The organism is Rathayibacter sp. Leaf185 (assembly GCF_001423885.1).
GTDB lineage: Bacteria > Actinomycetota > Actinomycetes > Actinomycetales > Microbacteriaceae > Rathayibacter.
Genome location: NZ_LMPP01000002.1, coordinates 710287 through 727608, shown reverse-complemented (window position 1 = coordinate 727608; position 17322 = coordinate 710287). Strand labels below are relative to the sequence as shown.

The following is a 17322-nucleotide window of genomic DNA, read 5'->3' as shown; positions in this document are numbered from 1 at the left end:
CGGGATGCGGGGAGGTGTCGCGTCAGCGACGGGAAGGGAAGAGGGGCTGGGTCGACCGGTCACGGCGAGCCGTGCTCGGCATCGTCACCGCGCCAATGCTCTCAGATCACGCGACACACTGGAGACGGCCGTGGCGATCTCCTCCGCCACCCGCGCGTGCGTGGCCTCGCTGCGGCCGATGGGGTCGTCGATGTCGTCACCGCGCTCGCCGGCCGGCGCGCGGCCCCTGTTGGCGGCTGCCAGGCGCACGACGGCGCGCAGTCGCACGGCGGGATCCTCGACCTCCGGGATCGGCACCTGCGCGGCGACGAACGGCAGGACCCGGGCGAATTCGAGGAGCGTGAAGCCCCGCAGCAGGATGGACGGGAACCGCCGGGCGGCGTCGATGAGGTGGTCGCGGGTCATGGTGAGCATCACGTCCGCCTCCCCGACGAGCGACTCCGTCAGTCGAGCGCTCGAGTGGCCGACCGGATCACCCCCGTACTGGGTGGACATCCGGGCAAAGTTCGGGTCCATCGCGTAGCCGTCCCGCGTCTCCACGCCGGCGCTCCGGAAGCCGAAGAGCGCTCCGCCGCGTGGTGAGAGGTCGGCGCCGAGTGCGCTGCGGAAGAGCTGCTCGGACAGCGGTGAGCGGCAGATGTTGCCCGTGCAGACCGAGAGGACGGTGAAGACCGGGGCGTCCGACGTGACGACGGCCTCCGACGGCCGCCACCCGCGGCGTGGACGACGGGTTCCTTCGTCTCCGGGGAAGGTCATCGCCCGCCGCTCAGACGGCGCTCGGCGCGGGCTCGGGCACCGTCTCGGCTCGGGCGCCGGAGCGCTCGGACCCGTAGTAGCTCGTGTAGTAGTAGCCGTAGCCCCGGCCGACCTGCCCACGGGGGGGCACGCGGTTGAGGATGACGCCGAGGGTGTGACCGCTGACCCGCTCGAGGTTCTGGATCGCCTTGCCCAGCTCGTCGGTCGTGGTCTTGCCGGCCGAGATCACGACGAGCGCGCCGTCGGTGCGGGCCGTGAGGATGGCGCCGTCGGTGACGGGCAGGAGCGGCGGTGCGTCGACGATCACGATGGCCTCGCGGGCGATCTCGTGCAGGAGGATGTCCATCCCGTTGGAGCCCAGCAGCTCGCTCGGGTTCGGCGGGATGGAGCCGGCACCGAGGATCCACAGGTTGCCCGAGGGACCCCAGGGCTGCAGGACGTCCTGGAGCTCGGCCTTGCCGATCAGCAGATCGGTCAGGCCGACACCCGGAACCAGCCCGAACGACTTGGCGACGGTGGGCTTGCGGAGGTCGCCGTCGACGACGACCGTGCGCTGACCGGACGCGGCGAGCGTCACGGCGAGGTTCGCCGTCACGGTCGACTTGCCGTCCGAGGGCAGCGGGCTCGTCACGACGATGATGCGGGGCGGGCTGTCGACGTTCATGAACTGCAGGTTGGTCCGCAGTTCGCGCAGCGCCTCGGCGAGCGCGTGCTTGCCGTCGGACTTCACGTAGTCCGTGGTGTCGGCCTCCGGGACGATGCGGTTCGTCTCGCTCAAGCGCTTGTCGACGGGCAGGGTGCCGACCACGGGGAGGTCGAACAGGCGCTCGACCATCTCGGCGGTGCGGATGCGCCGGTCGAGGGTGTTGCGCACGAACGCGTAGACCAGACCGAGGACGAGGCCCGCGAGGGCGCCGATCGCGAGGACGAGGCGCAGGTTCGGGTACGCCGGCGACGACGGGAGGGCTGCGGCCTGGACCACGGCGAGGCTGACGGTGTCGCCGGCTCCCGTCTCGGCGTTGATCTGCTGGATGCGCGTCGCGACGGCCGCCACCCAGGCGTCGGCGAGCTTCTGCGCGCCCTCGGCGGTCGATGCGCTGGCGGTGATGTTCATCACCGGCGCATCCGTCTCGGACTCGACCGTGATCGCCGAGATCAGCGCCGACGGGCTGACGTCGAGGCCGAGGTTCTCGATCGCGATCTCGGCGGTGTCACGGGACGTCGCGAGAGGGAGGTAGGTCTTGAGGCTCGAGTTGGCGACCGTCGCCGAGATCTGCCGGAGGTACACGGCCTGGCTCGGATCGCCCGAGCCGACGTCCACCGAGACGATGCCCTGCGAGTCGGCCACGTAGCGCGGCTTCTGCGTCAGGGACCAGCCGAAGGCGAGGAGAGTGCCCAGGAGGATTGCTGCGACGATCGCCAGCCAGTGATCGCGGAGAAGCCGGAGGACGTCTCTAAGTTCCACAGTGTCAAGTTCCTTCACTGGTTCGGAGCGGTGTACGGCCTTCGGGGGCGGATAGCTCTGGAATCATTGCACAGGCGTGTATCGGGCCTGTTTCCCGGCACGTCATGCGTGCACCCCATCGGGGGTGGGTGCGGATGCAGGCGTCCTCGTGATCACGCCGAGCGCCATCAGCTCGACCAGAGCGGCGCTGACCGCTGCCCGCGCATCGACGCCCTCGGGGGCGGGCCCGACCGACGTGACGACGGCCTCGACGAGCTCATCGGCGCTGATCGCCTCGCCCGTCAGGTGCCAGAGAGCCGGGCCGATGCCCTCGAGGCGCGCGAGTCTGTTGTCGCAGAACACGACCAGCTCTCCGCCGGCGAGGAGGATCGCGTCGTCGACCGGCGCGCGGACGAGGAGCCCGCCGACCGGCGCGTCGGGCGTCTCGAGCCCCAGCGACAGGATCTCGTTCCAGGCGTCCGGAGCATCGACGGCGACGGTGGCGAACGCCGCCTCGACGAGATCGAGGGCGCCGGTCGCCTCGGAGTAGACGAGGCGTGTCACGCCGCCGAGCCCGCGCAGCGTCTCGACCAGATCGGTGAGAGGCCGCGGACGCGCGGAGAGATAGGAGGTCTGCGGGACGAGCAGGTCGATCGCCTCGATCGGATCCACCGCCTCGAGGCGCGGCACCTCGACGTGCTCGCGGCGGTCGAGCAGGACGACGCCGGCCAGCACCAGCGGCGCCTTCGGAATCGGCCGGAGGCCGATCGAGTCCGGCGCCAGCTGGGCCTTCGGCGCCGAGCCGGTGAGCGGCTTCACCGAGAGCGGTTTGGGGTAGGGCAGCACGCGCCCGGTGGGAGTCACTCCGACCGTCTCGTCGGTGACGTATCCGAAGCGCGTGCCGAGGGCGCGCGCGATCGTCGTCTTGCCCGTGCCCGAGGCCGCGACGAAGGCGAGCACGCGACCGTCCTCGGCCGCCATGCCGCAGGCGTGCAGCATGAGCAGATCGTGCCGGCGGACGCCGATCGCCTCGACGGTGAGGGTCGACGTGAGCGACTCCTCGAGCTGTGCGACCGAGCGGGTGTGGACGCGGATCCCGGTGGACGGGCGAGAGGCGCCGTCGACGATCACGTCGGCGTGCACGACCAGTGCGGTGTCGTCGGGAGCGCCGGCGCAGGAGGACCAGCTCGCCGTGATCCGCTGGACGTCGGCCTCGTCGAGACCCGGTCCGAAGTCGACCCGGAAGGGGACCTCGAGGACGGCGATCGACATGCTCCTCGTGGAGTGGGCCGTGACAGCGGTGCCGATCAATACGCTCCGTCCCGCGCGAGGACGGCGCGTGCGGTCTTGAAGAGGATGATCAGGTCGCCCGTCATCGACCAGTTCTCGACGTAGTACAGATCGAGACGGACGGTGTCCTCCCACGAGAGGTTCGAGCGCCCGCTGACCTGCCAGAGACCGGTGATGCCCGGCTTCATCAGGAAGCGGCGGTGCACGTGCTCCTCGTACTGCTCGACCTCGCGCGCGAGCGGCGGGCGAGGACCGATCAGCGACATGTCGCCGCGGAAGACGTTCAGGAACTGCGGCAGCTCGTCGAGGCTGAAGCGGCGGAGCACCGTGCCGACCTTCGTGACGCGGGGGTCCTTCGCCATCTTGAAGAGGACCGAGTTGCCCTCGTCGCGCTGCTGCGCCGCGAGCGCCGCGAGACGGGCCTCGGCATCGACGACCATGGAGCGGAACTTCAGCATCTCGAAGGTCGCACCGTTCAGGCCGATGCGCTCCTGACGGAACAGGATCGGCCCCGGGCTCGTCGCCTTGACCAGGATCGCCACCACGACGAGGACGGGCGCACTGAGGATGATCAGCAGAGTCGACGCCGCGATGTCGAAGAGCCGCTTCGCGAAGCGCTGACGTCCGTCGAACCGCGGGGTCTCGACGTGGATCAGCGGGAGGCCCGCGACGGGGCGGGTGTGGATGCGGGGACCGCCGATGTCGGTGAGGCTCGGTGCGACGACGAGGTGCTCCCGGCCGGGCTCGAGGGTCCAGCTCAGCTCGCGGATGCGTTGCGGGGCGAGCTCGTCGGAGCTCGTGACGACGACCGTGTCGGCTCCCGTGGCGTCCATGACGGCGCGGACACCGTCGACGCCCGTGAAGCCGTGGAGCGTGAGGCCCGACAGCTCCTCCTCGGCGCCCAGCGCCTCCGCCCCGCCCGGCGACGTCGAGACGGCGCCGACCAGCTTGTAGCCGGCCTCGGTACCGCGACGGAGCTCGCGCGCGGTGTGGAGCACGCTCGCGCGGGAGCCGAGCAGGATGACCTGGTTCGCGAAGCGGCCGTCGCGGCGCTGGCGGGTGAGCCAGGAGCGCCAGCCCAGCCGGCCGACGCAGATGAGCAGGATCCCGAAGGGGAACGCGGTGATGATGTAGCCGCGGGCGAGCAGGATCTGCAGCAGGTAGGCGATGATCGCGACGATGCCGAACAGCCAGATCGAGGCGTCGACGATCCGGCGGTACTCGACGTAGCCGGTGCCGACGATGCGGCGGTCGCGCGTGTCGAAGACCTGCAGCGCGAGGAGCCAGGCGACCGAGAGGACGACCGAGACCCAGGTGTAGTTGATGGCGATGTCGACAGGGTTGTTGAACCCGACATCGGAGTTGAGGTTCAGATCGAACCAGACGAGCTGCGTGCCGAAGACCGAGACGACGATCGCGATGACGTCGGAGAGGAGGAGGCGTCGGCGGTAGTCCTGCTCCCACGACGGACGGCGCTTCGGCGTGATGCCCTGCGCCGTCATCGATCCCCCTGACCTCTTCTGCTGATCCGACCCCGCCTGCTGCTGCGAAAGGCGTACTTCCGTTTCCGGTGATGTCACGCCCGCAAGGCTACCCACATCCTCGTTTCGGAGGGGTGTCGCGGGATCGAGGGATCCTCGACACCCTACCCTCTCAGGCGGCCGCGGCTCTCCTGCAGATAGCACGAGCCGCACAGTGCTTCGTAGGTGACCTCGGCGCCGTCGATCGCGACCTGGTCGCCGTCGAAGACGAATCGGCCGTCGACGACGCGGCCGTTGAAGATCGCCTTGCGACCGCAGCGGCAGATCGTCTTGAGCTCCTCGAGGCTGTGCGCGATCTCGAGGAGCCGCCTGCTCCCGGGGAATGCGGCCGTTCTGAAGTCGGTGCGGATGCCGTAGGCGAGCACGGGCACGTTCTCGAGGATGGCGATCCTCAGCAGGTCGTCGACGTGGTCCTCGGGGAGGAACTGCGCCTCGTCGACGAGCAGCGCACTGACGTCGCGCGCGGACTCGGCGAGGACGCGGGCGCGCGCGCTCGTGAAGACGGCGACCGGATCCTCGCCGGGGTGGAACAGGATGTCCACCGGACGGGTCACGCCGAGCCGCGACACGATGAGCTCGTCGCCCTTCGTGTCGACCGCCGGCTTCGCCAGGAGGACCCGGTGCCCGCGCTCCTCGTAGTTGAAGGCGGCCTGCAGCAGGGAGGTGCTCTTGCCGCTGTTCATCGCTCCGTACCGGAAGTACAGCTTGGCCATCGGATCCCTCAGCTCTCTCGCACAGGTCGGAGCCGCACCCGGGTGGTCACTCGAGGAATCCGTCCTCGGCGGCGCGACGGATCAGCTCGGCCCGCCGACTCGCCGGACGTCCGATCTTGACGTACTTCTGGCGGACGCGGCGGAGGTAGGTCTTCGCGGTCTCGAACTGCACGTTCATCCTCGCCGCCACCTCCGGCGTGCTCGCGCCCGCGACGTAGAGGCGGAGCGCCTCGAGCTCGCCCGCACTCAGCCGGGGGCGCTGGTGAGCGGGGACACCGATCGGGAGGGGGCGCCACGGGGCGGGCGACCCCGCGACCGAGCGCATCTCCATCGCTGAGCGCGCGCTCTCCATCACCTCGCGCAGGGGCTGCGCCTTCGTGAGGTGGCGGGCGGCGCCGGCTCGGAGCGAGCGCTCCCTGACCTCGTCGTCCTCGCGCTCGGAGAGCACGACGACCGTGGCCCCCGCCGCCCGGCAGGTCCGGATCCGCGCTTCGATCGAGATCGGCTCACGCAGCTCGAAGTCCATGATCACGAGCTGCGTGGGGAACACTGTGCTGGTGACGAGCTCCATCCAGGTCCCGGCGCGGACGACGAGCTCGAAATCGGGTGCGTGGGCCTGGATCCAGCTGCTCATGCTGTCCAGAAGCAGTTCGTGGTCGTCGAGGAGGCCGAGGCGCACGGGGCGGGGGGCGTCGTCGTCGCTCCGGGCAGAGGAGCCGGACGAGGGCTCACCGGAGCGGGTGACCATGGGTCGATCCTAATCGCGGCCACGAAGGCGCGGCCGGCGCGGTGAGCATCGGGATCGAGCGTCAGAACAGCGTCGGCTGGCCCACGCCCGGCAGCATCGCGGCTCCAGCCGGCCCGAGCTCCTCGGCGAGGAGGCCGTCGTGCTGGAGCGAGCGCCGCTCTCCCCCGAGAGTCCGGAGCGTCCCCAGCGATCCCAGCGTGGAGGGGCGCAGCGCCGAGGAGCGCATCGAGCCGGTCGCCGGATCCTCCTCGCCGCGCTCGAGTCGATGGGCGCGCATCAGCGGACGGATCCGCTCGGACAGCCAGCGCCGGTACTCGACGGGCGCGTAGGCGGAGCGACCCGGATAGAGGGAGCGGTAGCGGTCGAGGAGCTCGGGGTGCTCGTGCGCCAGCCACTGCAGGAACCACTCCTTCACCCCGGGCTTGAGATAGAGCGCCGAGTACATGATCGAGCTGGCGCCGGCCGCCCGGCACGCTCGCAGCGAGGCGTCGAGGTGCGCCTTCGTGTCGGTGAGGAACGGCAGGATCGGCATGAGGAAGACCGAGCACTCGAAGCCCGCCTCGCGTGCGGCGGTGACCGTGGCCAGGCGCGCGGCGGCCGAGGGCGCACCGGGCTCGACGGAGTGCTGGAGCTCTTCGTCCCACACGGCGATCGAGAGGCCCAGATCGACCGGCACGTGCTCGGCCGCCTCGCGCAGGAGCGGGAGGTCGCGGCGCAGGAGCGATCCCTTGGTCAGGATCGAGAGCGGGGTCCCCGAGGCGGCGAGCGCGGCGATGATGCCTGGCATCAGCCGGTACCGGCCCTCCGCCCGCTGGTAGGGATCGGTGTTGGTGCCGAGCGCGACCGGGTGCCGCTCCCAGCTCGGCCTCGCCAGCTCACGGGTGAGCACCTCCGCGACGTTGACCTTGACGACGATCTGCGAGTCGAAGTCGCGGCCGCCGTCGAACTCGAGGTACTCGTGCGTGGGGCGCGCGAAGCAGTAGGTGCAGGCGTGGGTGCAGCCTCGCATCGGGTTGATGGTCCACCCGAAGGGCATCTTCGACGAGGTGTGCACCCGGTTGAGCGCCGACTTCGCGAGCACCTCGTAGAAGGTGATGCCGTCGAACTCGGGCGTCCGGACCGTACGCACCAGGTCCGAGATCCGGACCAGCCCGGGGAGCGCGCTGTCGTCGGCCGCCCCGACCGCCTGCCCGCTCCACCTCATGGAGCAATTAGAACATACGTTCGAACCATGGAGACGGAGCAGGCGCGATTCAGACCGAGGCGGTCAGCTCCAGGGCCTCGGAGGTCGCGCTGACGGTCCGCTCCGCGACCTCGGGGGCGTCGTTGAGCGTCGAGCCGTAGCTCGGCACCAGCGAGCGGATGCGCGGCTCCCAGGCCTTCATGCGGTCAGGGAAGCAGCGCTTGACGATGTCGAGCATGATCGGCACGGCGGTCGAGGCTCCCGGCGAGGCACCGAGCAGCCCGGCGATCGTGCCGTCGGCGCCCGTGATGACCTCGGTGCCGAACTGCAGCACGCCGCCCTTCTTCTCGTCCTTCTTCATCACCTGGACGCGCTGGCCGGCAGTGATCAGGTACCAGTCCTCCGAGCGGGCCGTCGGCAGGAACTCGCGCAGCGCCTTCAGCTTCTTCGACCTCCCGGCGAGCACCTCGCCGAGCAGGTACTTCATCAGGTCGAGGTTGTCGCGGGCGACCGCGAGCATCGGGCCGATGTTGTGAGGGCGGATCGAGAGCGGCAGGTCGAGCCAGGACCCGCGCTTGAGGAACTTGGGCGTGAAGCCGGCGTACGGGCCGAAGAGGAGGGAGGCCTGGCCGTCGACCATGCGGGTGTCGAGGTGGGGCACCGACATCGGGGGCGCACCGACGGCCGCCTTGCCGTAGACCTTCGCCTGGTGCTTGGCGACGAGCTCGGGGTCGTCGGTCCGGAGGAACTGCCCCGAGATCGGGAAGCCGCCGAAGCCCTTGATCTCCGGGATGCCCGACTTCTGCAGCAGGTGCAGGGCGCCGCCGCCCGCGCCGACGAAGACGAAGCGCGCAGTGACGCGCTTGGGCGTGCCTCCGACGACCTGCTTGAGGTCGAGGCGCCACGTGCCGTCCTTCTGGCGGGTGACGTTCGTGACCTCGTGACCGGTGTCGAGCGTGCCTCCGTGGGCCACGACGTGATCGAAGAGCTGGTGCGTCAGCGCGCCGAAGTCGACATCGGTCCCGGCCGGGATCCGCGTGGCGGCGTAGGGGCCGCCACCGGCGGGGCGCTGCTCCATCAGCAGGGGCGCCCACTCGTGGATGGTCTTGATGCTCTCGGTGAACTCCATGCCGGCGAAGAGCGGCTGGTCCTTCAGAGCCTCGTAGCGCTTGCGGAGGTACTCGACGTTGGCCTCGCCGTGCACGAAGGTCATGTGCGGCGTGGTGTTGATGAAGCTCGAGGGCTCGCGGATGTCACCGGCCTCGACGAGGCTCGACCAGAACTGGCGCGAGATCTGGAACTGCTCGTTGATCTGGATCGCCTTGGCGGGATCGACGGAGCCGTCGGCCGCCTCGGGCATGTAGTTCAGCTCGCAGAGAGCCGCGTGGCCCGTGCCCGCGTTGTTCCACGGGTTCGACGACTCCTGCGCGACGTCTCCGAGCCGCTCGTAGGCGGCGATGGTCCAGTCGGGCTGGAGCTTGGTGAGGAGGGCACCGAGCGTGGCGCTCATGATGCCGCCTCCGATGAGGGCGACGTCGACCGGTTCCGAGGAGTTCACGAGAGTCGAGTTTACCGTCGCTCCGCCCCGCGGAAGCGGGCCAGGGGCCGACCTGCCCATCAAATTCGCGGCTTTTCCACGAGCCACGGGCCGGCGCTTCGAAGCGCCGGCCCGCGAGGACTCAGGAGGCCGGCTGACGCGCCGAGATCAGCTCGGCGATCTGCACGGCGTTCAGCGCCGCGCCCTTGCGCAGGTTGTCGTTGCTGATGAAGAGCGCGAGACCGCGACCCTCCGGAGCGCCCTCGTCGGCGCGGATGCGACCGACGTAGCTCGGGTCGGTTCCGGCGGCCTCGAGCGGCGTCGGCACCTCGCGCAGCACCACTCCGGGGGCGTCCGCGAGCAGCTCGCGGGCGCGCTCGGGGCTGAGGGCGGACGCGAACTCCGCGTTGATCGACAGCGAGTGCCCGGTGAAGACGGGCACCCGTACGCAGGTCCCCGAGACCAGGAGCCCGGGGAGCTCGAGGATCTTCCGGCTCTCGTTGCGGAGCTTCTTCTCCTCGTCGGTCTCGTTGGAGCCGTCCTCGACCAGGTTGCCGGCGAAGGGGATCACGTCGAACGCGATCGGAGCGACGTACTTGTCGGGCGCCGGGAAGGTCACGGCGGAGCCGTCGTGCACGAGGTCGAGGAGGTGCTCGTCGGCGACCGCGGCGACGACCTGCTCCGCGAGCTCGTTGGCACCGGCGAGTCCGCTGCCCGAGACCGCCTGGTAGGTGCTGACGATGAGCCGGGTGAGCCCTGCCTCGCGGTCGAGGACCTTGAGGATCGGCATCGCGGCCATCGTGGTGCAGTTGGGGTTCGCGATGATCCCCTTCACGGCCTCGTCGATCGCGTGCGGGTTGACCTCGCTCACGACCAGCGGCACCTCGGGGTCCATCCGCCAGGCACTCGAGTTGTCGATCACGGTGACGCCCGCGGCGGCGAAGCGGGGGGCCTGCGCGCGCGACCCCGTCGCTCCGGCCGAGAAGAGGGCGATGTCGAGCCCCGACGGGTCGGCGGTCTCGACGTCCTCGACGACGACGTCCTCACCGCGGAACGACAGGGTCGTGCCGGCGGAGCGCGCGGTGGCGAAGAAGCGGATCGAGGCGAGGGGGAAGTCGCGCTCCTCGAGGAGGCGCCGCATCACCTTGCCGACCTGACCGGTCGCGCCGACGACGCCCACGTGGAGGGGGGTGCTGCTCATTCTGTGCTCTTTCGTCCGTGCGGCGCGGCGGCCGCTCTCACAGGGAAGGTGCCGGGCACCCCTCCTGCGGAGGCGCCACCGGCGGAAAAACGGGGGAGGCCGACTGTCAGCGACCGGTGCCGGCGTAGACGACCGCGTCGTCCTCGCCGTCGAGACCGAAAGCCGTGTGCACCACGCGGAGCGCCTCGTCGACGGTGTCGGCCCGGGTGACGACCGAGATGCGGATCTCGCTGGTGGAGATCATCTCGATGTTGATGCCGGCCTCGAAGAGAGAGCGGAAGAGCTTGGCGGAGACTCCGGCGTTGGTGCGCATGCCTGCGCCGACGAGGGCGAGCTTGGCGATCTGGTCGTCGTACTGCAGCGACTCGAAGCCCACCTCCTCCTTCTCGGCGTTGAGCGCCATGAGGACGGTCTGGCCGTCGGCCTTCGGGAGGGTGAACGAGATGTCGGTGCGACCCGTGGCCGCCGCCGAGACGTTCTGGACGATCATGTCGATGTTCGAGCCGGTCTTGGCGACGATCGTGAAGATCTGCGCGGCCTTCCCCGGGATGTCGGGCACGCCGACCACGGTGATCTTGGCCTCGTTGAGGTCGGCCGCGACTCCGGCGATGATCGGCTCTTCCACGGTCTGTCCATTCTTCTCGGTGCTCGATGCGTCGGCGCCCGGCGCGGCGTTGTAGACGATGGTGCCCTCGTTGGGGCTGAACGACGAGCGCACGTGCAGGGTGACGCCGTGGCGGCGGGCGAATTCGACGGCGCGGATGTGCAGGACTTTCGCCCCGGCGGCGGCGAGCTCGAGCATCTCCTCGCTCGAGATGCGGTCGAGCTTGCGGGCGCGCTTCACGACGCGGGGATCGGCGGTGAAGACACCGTCGACGTCGGTGTAGATCTCGCAGGTGTCGGCGCCGAGGCCCGCGGCGAGCGCGACGGCCGTGGTGTCGGAGCCGCCGCGGCCGAGGGTCGTGATGTCCTTCGTGTCGCGGTTGAAGCCCTGGAACCCGGCGACGATGACGACGGCGTTCTCGTCCAGTGCCTCGCGGAGGCGCACCGGCGTGATGTCGACGATGCGCGCGGCTCCGTGCCGGGCGTCGGTGATCATGCCGGCCTGGCTGCCGGTGAAGGAGCGCGCCTCGTAGCCCATGCTCTTGATCGCCATCGCCAGCAGGGCCATCGAGATCCGCTCGCCCGAGGAGAGCAGCATGTCGAGCTCGCGCGGTGCCGGCATCGGGGTGACCTGGTGGGCCAGCTCGAGCAGGTCGTCGGTCGTGTCGCCCATCGCCGAGACGGCGACGACGACGTCGTTGCCTGCCTGCTTCGTGGCGACGATGCGCTTCGCGACCCGCTTGATGCTCTCCGCGTCGGCGACGGAGGATCCGCCGAACTTCTGGACGATCAGGCTCACGCGCTACTCCCGGGTCAGTGGCTGAGGGGCCGTCGAGACCCGATGGAGGAGTCTACCAGCGGGCGCATGCGGGATCGGCGATGTGTCACGGGCCCTCGACCCGGTCGTCCGGCGCGGATCAGTTCTCGACGAGGCGACGACCCTCGAAGGCACGGCCGAGGGTGATCTCGTCGGCGTACTCGAGGTCTCCGCCGACCGGCAGGCCGGAGGCGAGGCGGGTGATCCGGATGCCGAGGGTGCTGAGCATCCGCGAGAGGTAGGTCGCGGTCGCCTCGCCCTCGAGGTTGGGGTCGGTGGCGATGATGACCTCCTGCACCTCACCGTCGGCGAGCCGCTGGAGCAGCTGGCGGATGCGGAGCTGATCGGGGCCGATGCCGTCGATCGGGCTGATCGCTCCGCCGAGCACGTGGTAGAGGCCGCGGAACTCGCGGGTGCGCTCGATCGCGGGGACGTCCTTCGCCTCCTCGACCACGCAGATGACGGCGCGGCTGCGGCGCGGATCGCGGCAGATCCCGCAGGTCGCCTCCTCGGCGACGTTTCCGCAGATGTCGCAGAAGTGCACGCGGCTGCGCAGCTCGAGGAGGATCTCGGCGAGACGGGTCACATCGAACGTCTCGGTCTGCAGGATGTGGAACGCGATGCGCTGAGCCGACTTGGGGCCGATGCCGGGGAGCCGGCCCAGCTCGTCGATCAGCTCCTGAACGATGCCTTCGTACATGCGGTCGCCTCCTCTCGGGAGGGCTCGGTGGTGCGGGTCATGCGCCGGTCACGCGGGGGCCGCGCGGGACGTGCGGCTGCTCCTCGATGAACTGGGCGCCGAGGATCTCGCGGACGACGGCCTCGCCGTAGCGCTGCCGCCCGTCGGCGGTGGCCGCACGGGTGGTGCGGGTCGCGGGGCGCTCGGCCGGCGCGCGGCGCTCGGGAGCGGGCGCCGAGGGTCGCACGGGCTCGGGGGCCGCGGCGGGCTCGCCCGGAGGCGCGACGGTCGCCCAGGAGTCGGGCATCGGCGGCTCGACCGGCGGCATGTCCTCCTCCGGCGGCTCCTCGTCGAGCGGAGGAGCGTCGGAGTCGGCCGGAGTCGGCGCGGTGGCCGGCCGGCGGACGGGCTCGGGCGCCGCCTCCGGAACCGCCGCGACGGAGTCGGCGTCGGCCGGATCGGGAGCGGCGATCGGATCGGCGGGGATCGCGACCGTCGCCCAGCCATCGGCTCCGGTGGACGCTTCCGGTGACGGCTGCTTCTGCGCGGCGGGAGCCGACGGCGCGGCCTCGACCGCGGAGCGCTCGGACTCGGGGGCGACGGCCGACGGCTCGACCCGCGCGATGTACTTCACCCGCAGCCCGAGCACCTGCTGGATCGCCTGACGGAGGTACTCGCTCACCCCGGGCTGCCCCGCCGTCCCCGGCATCTTGAAGGAGTCGACGTCGGTCTGGCTCGGGAAGGAGAGGGTGAGGACATCGTCCTTCAGCGCGCGGACCTGAGCGGTGTAGGCGACGAGCCAGGCCGTCATCCGCGCCTTCTGCACCACCTCGAGGATCTCGGGCCAGCTGTCCTTCATCCGCTGCAGGGTGACGCCGCCGGCCTCGTCGGCGGCGACCACCGGTGCGGCGGGGGCGGTCGACGAGGGCGTGGTGGGCGCGGCTGCGGTGGCCTCGGGCTTCGGGGCGACGTGCTTCGGCGCCACGGGCTCGGGGATCGGCGCGGACTCGGCCGGTGCGGACTCGGAGGGTTCGGTCGCGGCCTGCTCGGACGCGACCGGCTCGGACGCGGCGGCGGACGCGACCGGCGCCTCGGCGCGCGGCGCGGCGGCCAGCGACTCCGGCACGGAGGCGGGCGACGGCGCGCGCGAGGAGACGGGCGACTCCGCCGCGGCGGAGGAAGTGTGCGTGGACTCGGCGGGCCGGGGTGCGGCCGGCCGGGACTCGGCGGGCCGCGCCTGCGCGGAGTGCTGCTCGGGCGCACGGGCCTCGCGCACCGGCTGCCTCGGCGCCTCTCGGCTCGGGGCCGGCGCGATCGCACCCGGGGCGACGACCGCTCCCCCGGCCTGCACCAGGGTGCGCGCGATCATCAGCTCGAGGTGGAGGCGCGGCGACGTCGCCCCCGTCATCTCGGTGAGCGCGTCGTTGACGATGTCGGCGACCCGCGAGAGCTCGGCGAGACCGAGGGCGCGCGACTGCCCGGCCATGCGGTCGAGCTCGTCCTGCGAGATGCCGCGCAGGACCGCGGAGGCTGCGCCTCCGGTCGCCGCGACCACGATGAGGTCGCGCAGACGCTCGAGCAGATCCTCGACGAAGCGGCGTGGATCCTGACCCGTCTGGATGACGCGGTCGACGGCGCCGAACGCCTCCGCGGAGTCGCGCTCGGCGAGCGCGTCGATGACCTCGTCGAGGAGCGCGCCGTGCGTGTAGCCGAGCAGGGCGACGGCCCGCTCGTACTCGATCGACTCGGCCTCGGAGCCCGCCATCAGCTGATCGAGGAGCGACAGGGTGTCGCGGACGGAGCCACCACCGGCGCGCACGACGAGCGGCAGCACGCCGGCCGCGACGCCGACGCCCTCGCGCTCGCAGAGCTCCTGGGTGTAGTCGAGCATCTGCGCCGGGGGCACGAGCCGGAACGGGTAGTGGTGGGTGCGCGAGCGGATGGTGCCGATGACCTTGTCGGGCTCGGTCGTCGCGAAGATGAACTTCACGTGCTCCGGCGGCTCCTCGACGATCTTGAGCAGGGCGTTGAAGCCCTGCGGCGTGACCATGTGCGCCTCGTCGAGGATGAAGATCTTGAAGCGGTCGCGGGCCGGGGCGAAGATGGCGCGCTCGCGCAGGTCGCGCGCGTCGTCGACTCCGTTGTGGCTCGCCGCGTCGATCTCGACCACGTCGAGCGAGCCCTGGCCGTCGCGGCTGAGCTCGACGCAGCTGTCGCAGACACCGCACGGGGTGTCGGTCGGGCCGGCGGCGCAGTTGAGGCACCGCGCGAGGATGCGCGCCGACGTCGTCTTGCCGCAGCCGCGCGGACCGCTGAAGAGGTAGGCGTGGTTGACGCGGTTGGTGCGCAGGGCCGTCATGAGCGGATCGGTCACCTGCGACTGGCCGATCATCTCGGCGAACGTCTCGGGCCGGTACCGGCGATACAGGGCTGCTACCACCCGATAACAGTAGCCGCGACCTCCGACACCGGAGTCGGGTCCGCTCGCCGCGGAACCCCGTCCTACGATCGGGACCGTGACCGAGCAGACCACGGCGAGCGCCTTCGATGCGGTGATCCTCGCGGGAGGGCGCGCCCGCCGGCTCGACGGGATCCCCAAGCCGCTCCTGCTCCTCGACGGACGGACGCTGCTCGAGCGGGTGCTCGCGAGCACGGAGCGCGCCGCCACCGTGGTCGTCGTCGGTCCGCCGCTGCCGCACCGGCTCCTCGGGCGCGCCGTGGCGGTGCGCGAGGACCCTCCGTTCGGCGGTCCGGTCGCCGCCCTCGCGGCCGCGCTCCCCCTCCTGGAGCGGCCGTCGGCCCCCGAGTGGGTGCTGCTGCTGGCCGGCGATCTGGTCGACCCGGGACCGGCGGTCGAGTCGCTGCTGGTGGCGGCGGCAGAGGCGGAGGGATCGACAGCCTCGCTGCTCGCCGTCGACGCGGAGTCGCGCACGCAGCTCCTCCTCGGAGTGCACCGGACACGGGAGCTCGCCCGTGCGCTGCACCTGCTCGACCGGGCCGAGAACGCCTCCGTGCGCGATCTGCTCCGCCCGCTCACGCCAGTGCTCGTCGAGGTTCCGGCCGGCTCGACCGACGACGTCGACGACCCCGAAGACGCTCTCCTGCTCGGCATCGCACTGCCGCGTCCCCCCGGTCCTGACGCAGAATCGACGCATGACTGACACCGACACCACCCTCTCCGACTGGTGGCGCGAGCTGACCGACGCCCTCGGCCTGGGCGAGGTCCCGATCTCGTACGACGCACTGCTCTCGCTCGCCGGCGACGCCGCGCACGGGGTCGTCCGCCCCGCCGCTCCGCTCACGACCTTCCTCGTGGGCTACGCGGCGGGCCTCGACGGAGGCGGCGCCGACGCCCTCACCCGAGCCGTCTCGGCCGCGAGCGGAGCGATCGCGCAGCACGCCCGACCCGCCTGATCGACGCACCGCCCCGCGCATCGGACGTTCCGCGCGCAGTCACCGCTCCCTCACATCCGGCACCCGTACGGTGCGCTCGAGCCCCGACGCCGCGGCCTCTCTCCCGTGCGAGCGATCCGCTGTGACGCGACTCCCGCGGTCGCACGCGCGCCGCGGACATCCTCATCGAAGGAGAACCGCATGTCAGGCAACAGAGCCGTCGCCTACAAGTCCCCCGGAGTCGTCGAGGTCATCGACATCGACTACCCGACGTTCGAGCTGAAGGACGGGCCGGGCGTCAATCCCGCCAACATCGGGCGCAAGCTCCCCCACGGAGCGATCCTGAAGACCGTCTCGACGAACATCTGCGGATCGGACCAGCACATGGTCCGCGGGCGCACGACCGCCCCGTCCGATCTGGTCCTCGGTCACGAGATCACCGGAGAGGTCGTCGAGGTCGGCCCCGACGTCGAGTTCGTCAAGGTCGGCGACATCGTGTCGGTCCCGTTCAACATCGCCTGCGGTCGCTGTCGCAACTGCAAGGAGCGCAAGACCGGCATCTGCCTCAACGTGAACCCCGACCGCCCGGGCAGCGCCTACGGCTACGTGGACATGGGCGGCTGGGTCGGCGGACAGGCCGAGTACGTGATGGTCCCCTACGCCGACTGGAACCTCCTCGTCTTCCCCGACCGCGACCAGGCGCTCGAGAAGATCCTCGACCTCACGATGCTCTCCGACATCTTCCCGACCGGCTTCCACGGCGCGGTCACTGCGGGTGTCGGAGTCGGCTCGACGGTCTACGTCGCGGGCGCCGGCCCGGTGGGCCTCGCGGCCGCCGTGGGCGCGCAGCTGCTCGGCGCGGCCGTCGTGATCGTCGCCGACCTCAACGAGGAGCGGCTCGCGCAGGCGCGCTCGTTCGGCTGCGAGACCGTCGACGTCTCGAAGGGAGACCCGGCGGGGCAGATCGAGCAGATCCTCGGCGTGCCGGAGGTCGACTGCGGAGTCGACGCCGTCGGCTTCGAGGCGCACGGCAACGGGCCCGACTCGGGCAGTGAGGCACCCGCGACGGTCCTGAACTCGCTGATGTCGATCACCGCAGCCGGTGGCGCCCTCGGCATCCCCGGGCTCTACGTCACGGGTGACCCGGGCGGAGTGGACGACGCCGCGAAGGAGGGCTCGCTCTCGATCCGCCTCGGGCTCGGCTGGGCGAAGTCGCTGTCGTTCACGACGGGGCAGTGCCCGGTGATGAAGTACAACCGGTCGCTGATGATGGCGATCCTGCACGACAAGGTGCAGATCGCCAAGGCCGTGCAGGCCACGGCGATCTCGCTGGAGGACGCCCCGCAGGGATACGCCGACTTCGACAAGGGCGCGGCGAAGAAGTTCGTGCTCAACCCGAACGGCTACCTCGGCTGAG

General features: G+C 71.0%; 15 protein-coding genes. 3 read left to right on the top strand and 12 right to left on the bottom strand.

Features of this window, described 5'->3' with window-relative positions; translation table 11 throughout:
- Window positions 1-84: 84 nt before the first annotated feature.
- The 12 genes from ASG06_RS10700 to ASG06_RS10645 all read right to left on the bottom strand — a co-directional run bounded on the left by ASG06_RS10700 (window position 85) and on the right by ASG06_RS10645 (window position 14952).
- Window positions 85-756: an arsenate reductase/protein-tyrosine-phosphatase family protein gene (locus ASG06_RS10700; protein WP_056041846.1), complete on the bottom strand. Its 672-nt coding sequence runs from the start codon at window positions 754-756 to the stop codon at window positions 85-87.
- 10 nt (window positions 757-766) lie between these two features.
- Entirely contained in the window at window positions 767-2221 is a 1455-nt protein-coding gene (locus tag ASG06_RS10695) for a polysaccharide biosynthesis tyrosine autokinase (protein WP_056041844.1), read from the bottom strand.
- A gap of 102 nt (window positions 2222-2323) precedes the next feature.
- Window positions 2324-3472, bottom strand: coding sequence for a hypothetical protein (locus tag ASG06_RS10690; protein WP_056041842.1), 1149 nt, complete (start codon window positions 3470-3472; stop codon window positions 2324-2326).
- A 35-nt stretch (window positions 3473-3507) separates the two neighbouring features.
- Window positions 3508-4992: a sugar transferase gene (locus ASG06_RS10685; RefSeq protein ID WP_082499130.1), complete on the bottom strand. Its 1485-nt coding sequence runs from the start codon at window positions 4990-4992 to the stop codon at window positions 3508-3510.
- Window positions 4993-5135: 143 nt separating this feature from the next.
- Window positions 5136-5744: a thymidine kinase gene (locus ASG06_RS10680; protein ID WP_056041838.1), complete on the bottom strand. Its 609-nt coding sequence runs from the start codon at window positions 5742-5744 to the stop codon at window positions 5136-5138.
- A gap of 46 nt (window positions 5745-5790) precedes the next feature.
- Window positions 5791-6492, bottom strand: coding sequence for a helix-turn-helix transcriptional regulator (locus tag ASG06_RS10675; RefSeq protein ID WP_056041836.1), 702 nt, complete (start codon window positions 6490-6492; stop codon window positions 5791-5793).
- A gap of 61 nt (window positions 6493-6553) precedes the next feature.
- Window positions 6554-7696 (bottom strand): Rv2578c family radical SAM protein, encoded by a 1143-nt coding sequence (locus ASG06_RS10670; protein WP_056041834.1) that lies wholly within the window; start codon window positions 7694-7696, stop codon window positions 6554-6556.
- A gap of 49 nt (window positions 7697-7745) precedes the next feature.
- The gene (locus ASG06_RS10665) at window positions 7746-9293 is read right to left on the bottom strand and encodes a malate:quinone oxidoreductase (protein WP_082499129.1); all 1548 of its coding nucleotides are present in this window, start codon (window positions 9291-9293) and stop codon (window positions 7746-7748) included.
- A 61-nt stretch (window positions 9294-9354) separates the two neighbouring features.
- The gene (locus ASG06_RS10660; RefSeq protein WP_056041832.1) at window positions 9355-10413 is read right to left on the bottom strand and encodes an aspartate-semialdehyde dehydrogenase; all 1059 of its coding nucleotides are present in this window, start codon (window positions 10411-10413) and stop codon (window positions 9355-9357) included.
- Between the two features lie 106 nt (window positions 10414-10519).
- Window positions 10520-11815, bottom strand: coding sequence for an aspartate kinase (locus ASG06_RS10655; protein ID WP_056041830.1), 1296 nt, complete (start codon window positions 11813-11815; stop codon window positions 10520-10522).
- A gap of 118 nt (window positions 11816-11933) precedes the next feature.
- Window positions 11934-12533 carry a recombination mediator RecR gene (gene recR / locus ASG06_RS10650; RefSeq protein ID WP_056041828.1) on the bottom strand — a complete coding sequence of 200 codons (600 nt, stop codon included), beginning with the start codon at window positions 12531-12533 and terminating at the stop codon, window positions 11934-11936.
- Between the two features lie 37 nt (window positions 12534-12570).
- Entirely contained in the window at window positions 12571-14952 is a 2382-nt protein-coding gene (locus ASG06_RS10645; RefSeq protein WP_056041826.1) for a DNA polymerase III subunit gamma and tau, read from the bottom strand.
- A 76-nt stretch (window positions 14953-15028) separates the two neighbouring features.
- Here ASG06_RS10645 and mobA point away from each other — a divergent pair, with 76 nt between their 5' ends.
- The 3 genes from mobA (at window position 15029) to fdhA (ending at window position 17321) form a co-directional block, all read left to right on the top strand.
- Entirely contained in the window at window positions 15029-15673 is a 645-nt protein-coding gene (gene mobA / locus ASG06_RS10640; RefSeq protein WP_056041824.1) for a molybdenum cofactor guanylyltransferase, read from the top strand.
- The gene (locus tag ASG06_RS20255; protein WP_056041822.1) at window positions 15666-15926 is read left to right on the top strand and encodes a DUF6457 domain-containing protein; all 261 of its coding nucleotides are present in this window, start codon (window positions 15666-15668) and stop codon (window positions 15924-15926) included. Before mobA ends, ASG06_RS20255 begins: the two co-directional genes overlap by 8 nt.
- A 180-nt stretch (window positions 15927-16106) precedes the next feature.
- A complete protein-coding gene (fdhA, locus tag ASG06_RS10630) occupies window positions 16107-17321 on the top strand; it encodes a formaldehyde dehydrogenase, glutathione-independent (protein ID WP_056041820.1) in 1215 nt (404 codons plus the stop codon).
- The last annotated feature ends 1 nt before the right edge of the window (window position 17322 follow it).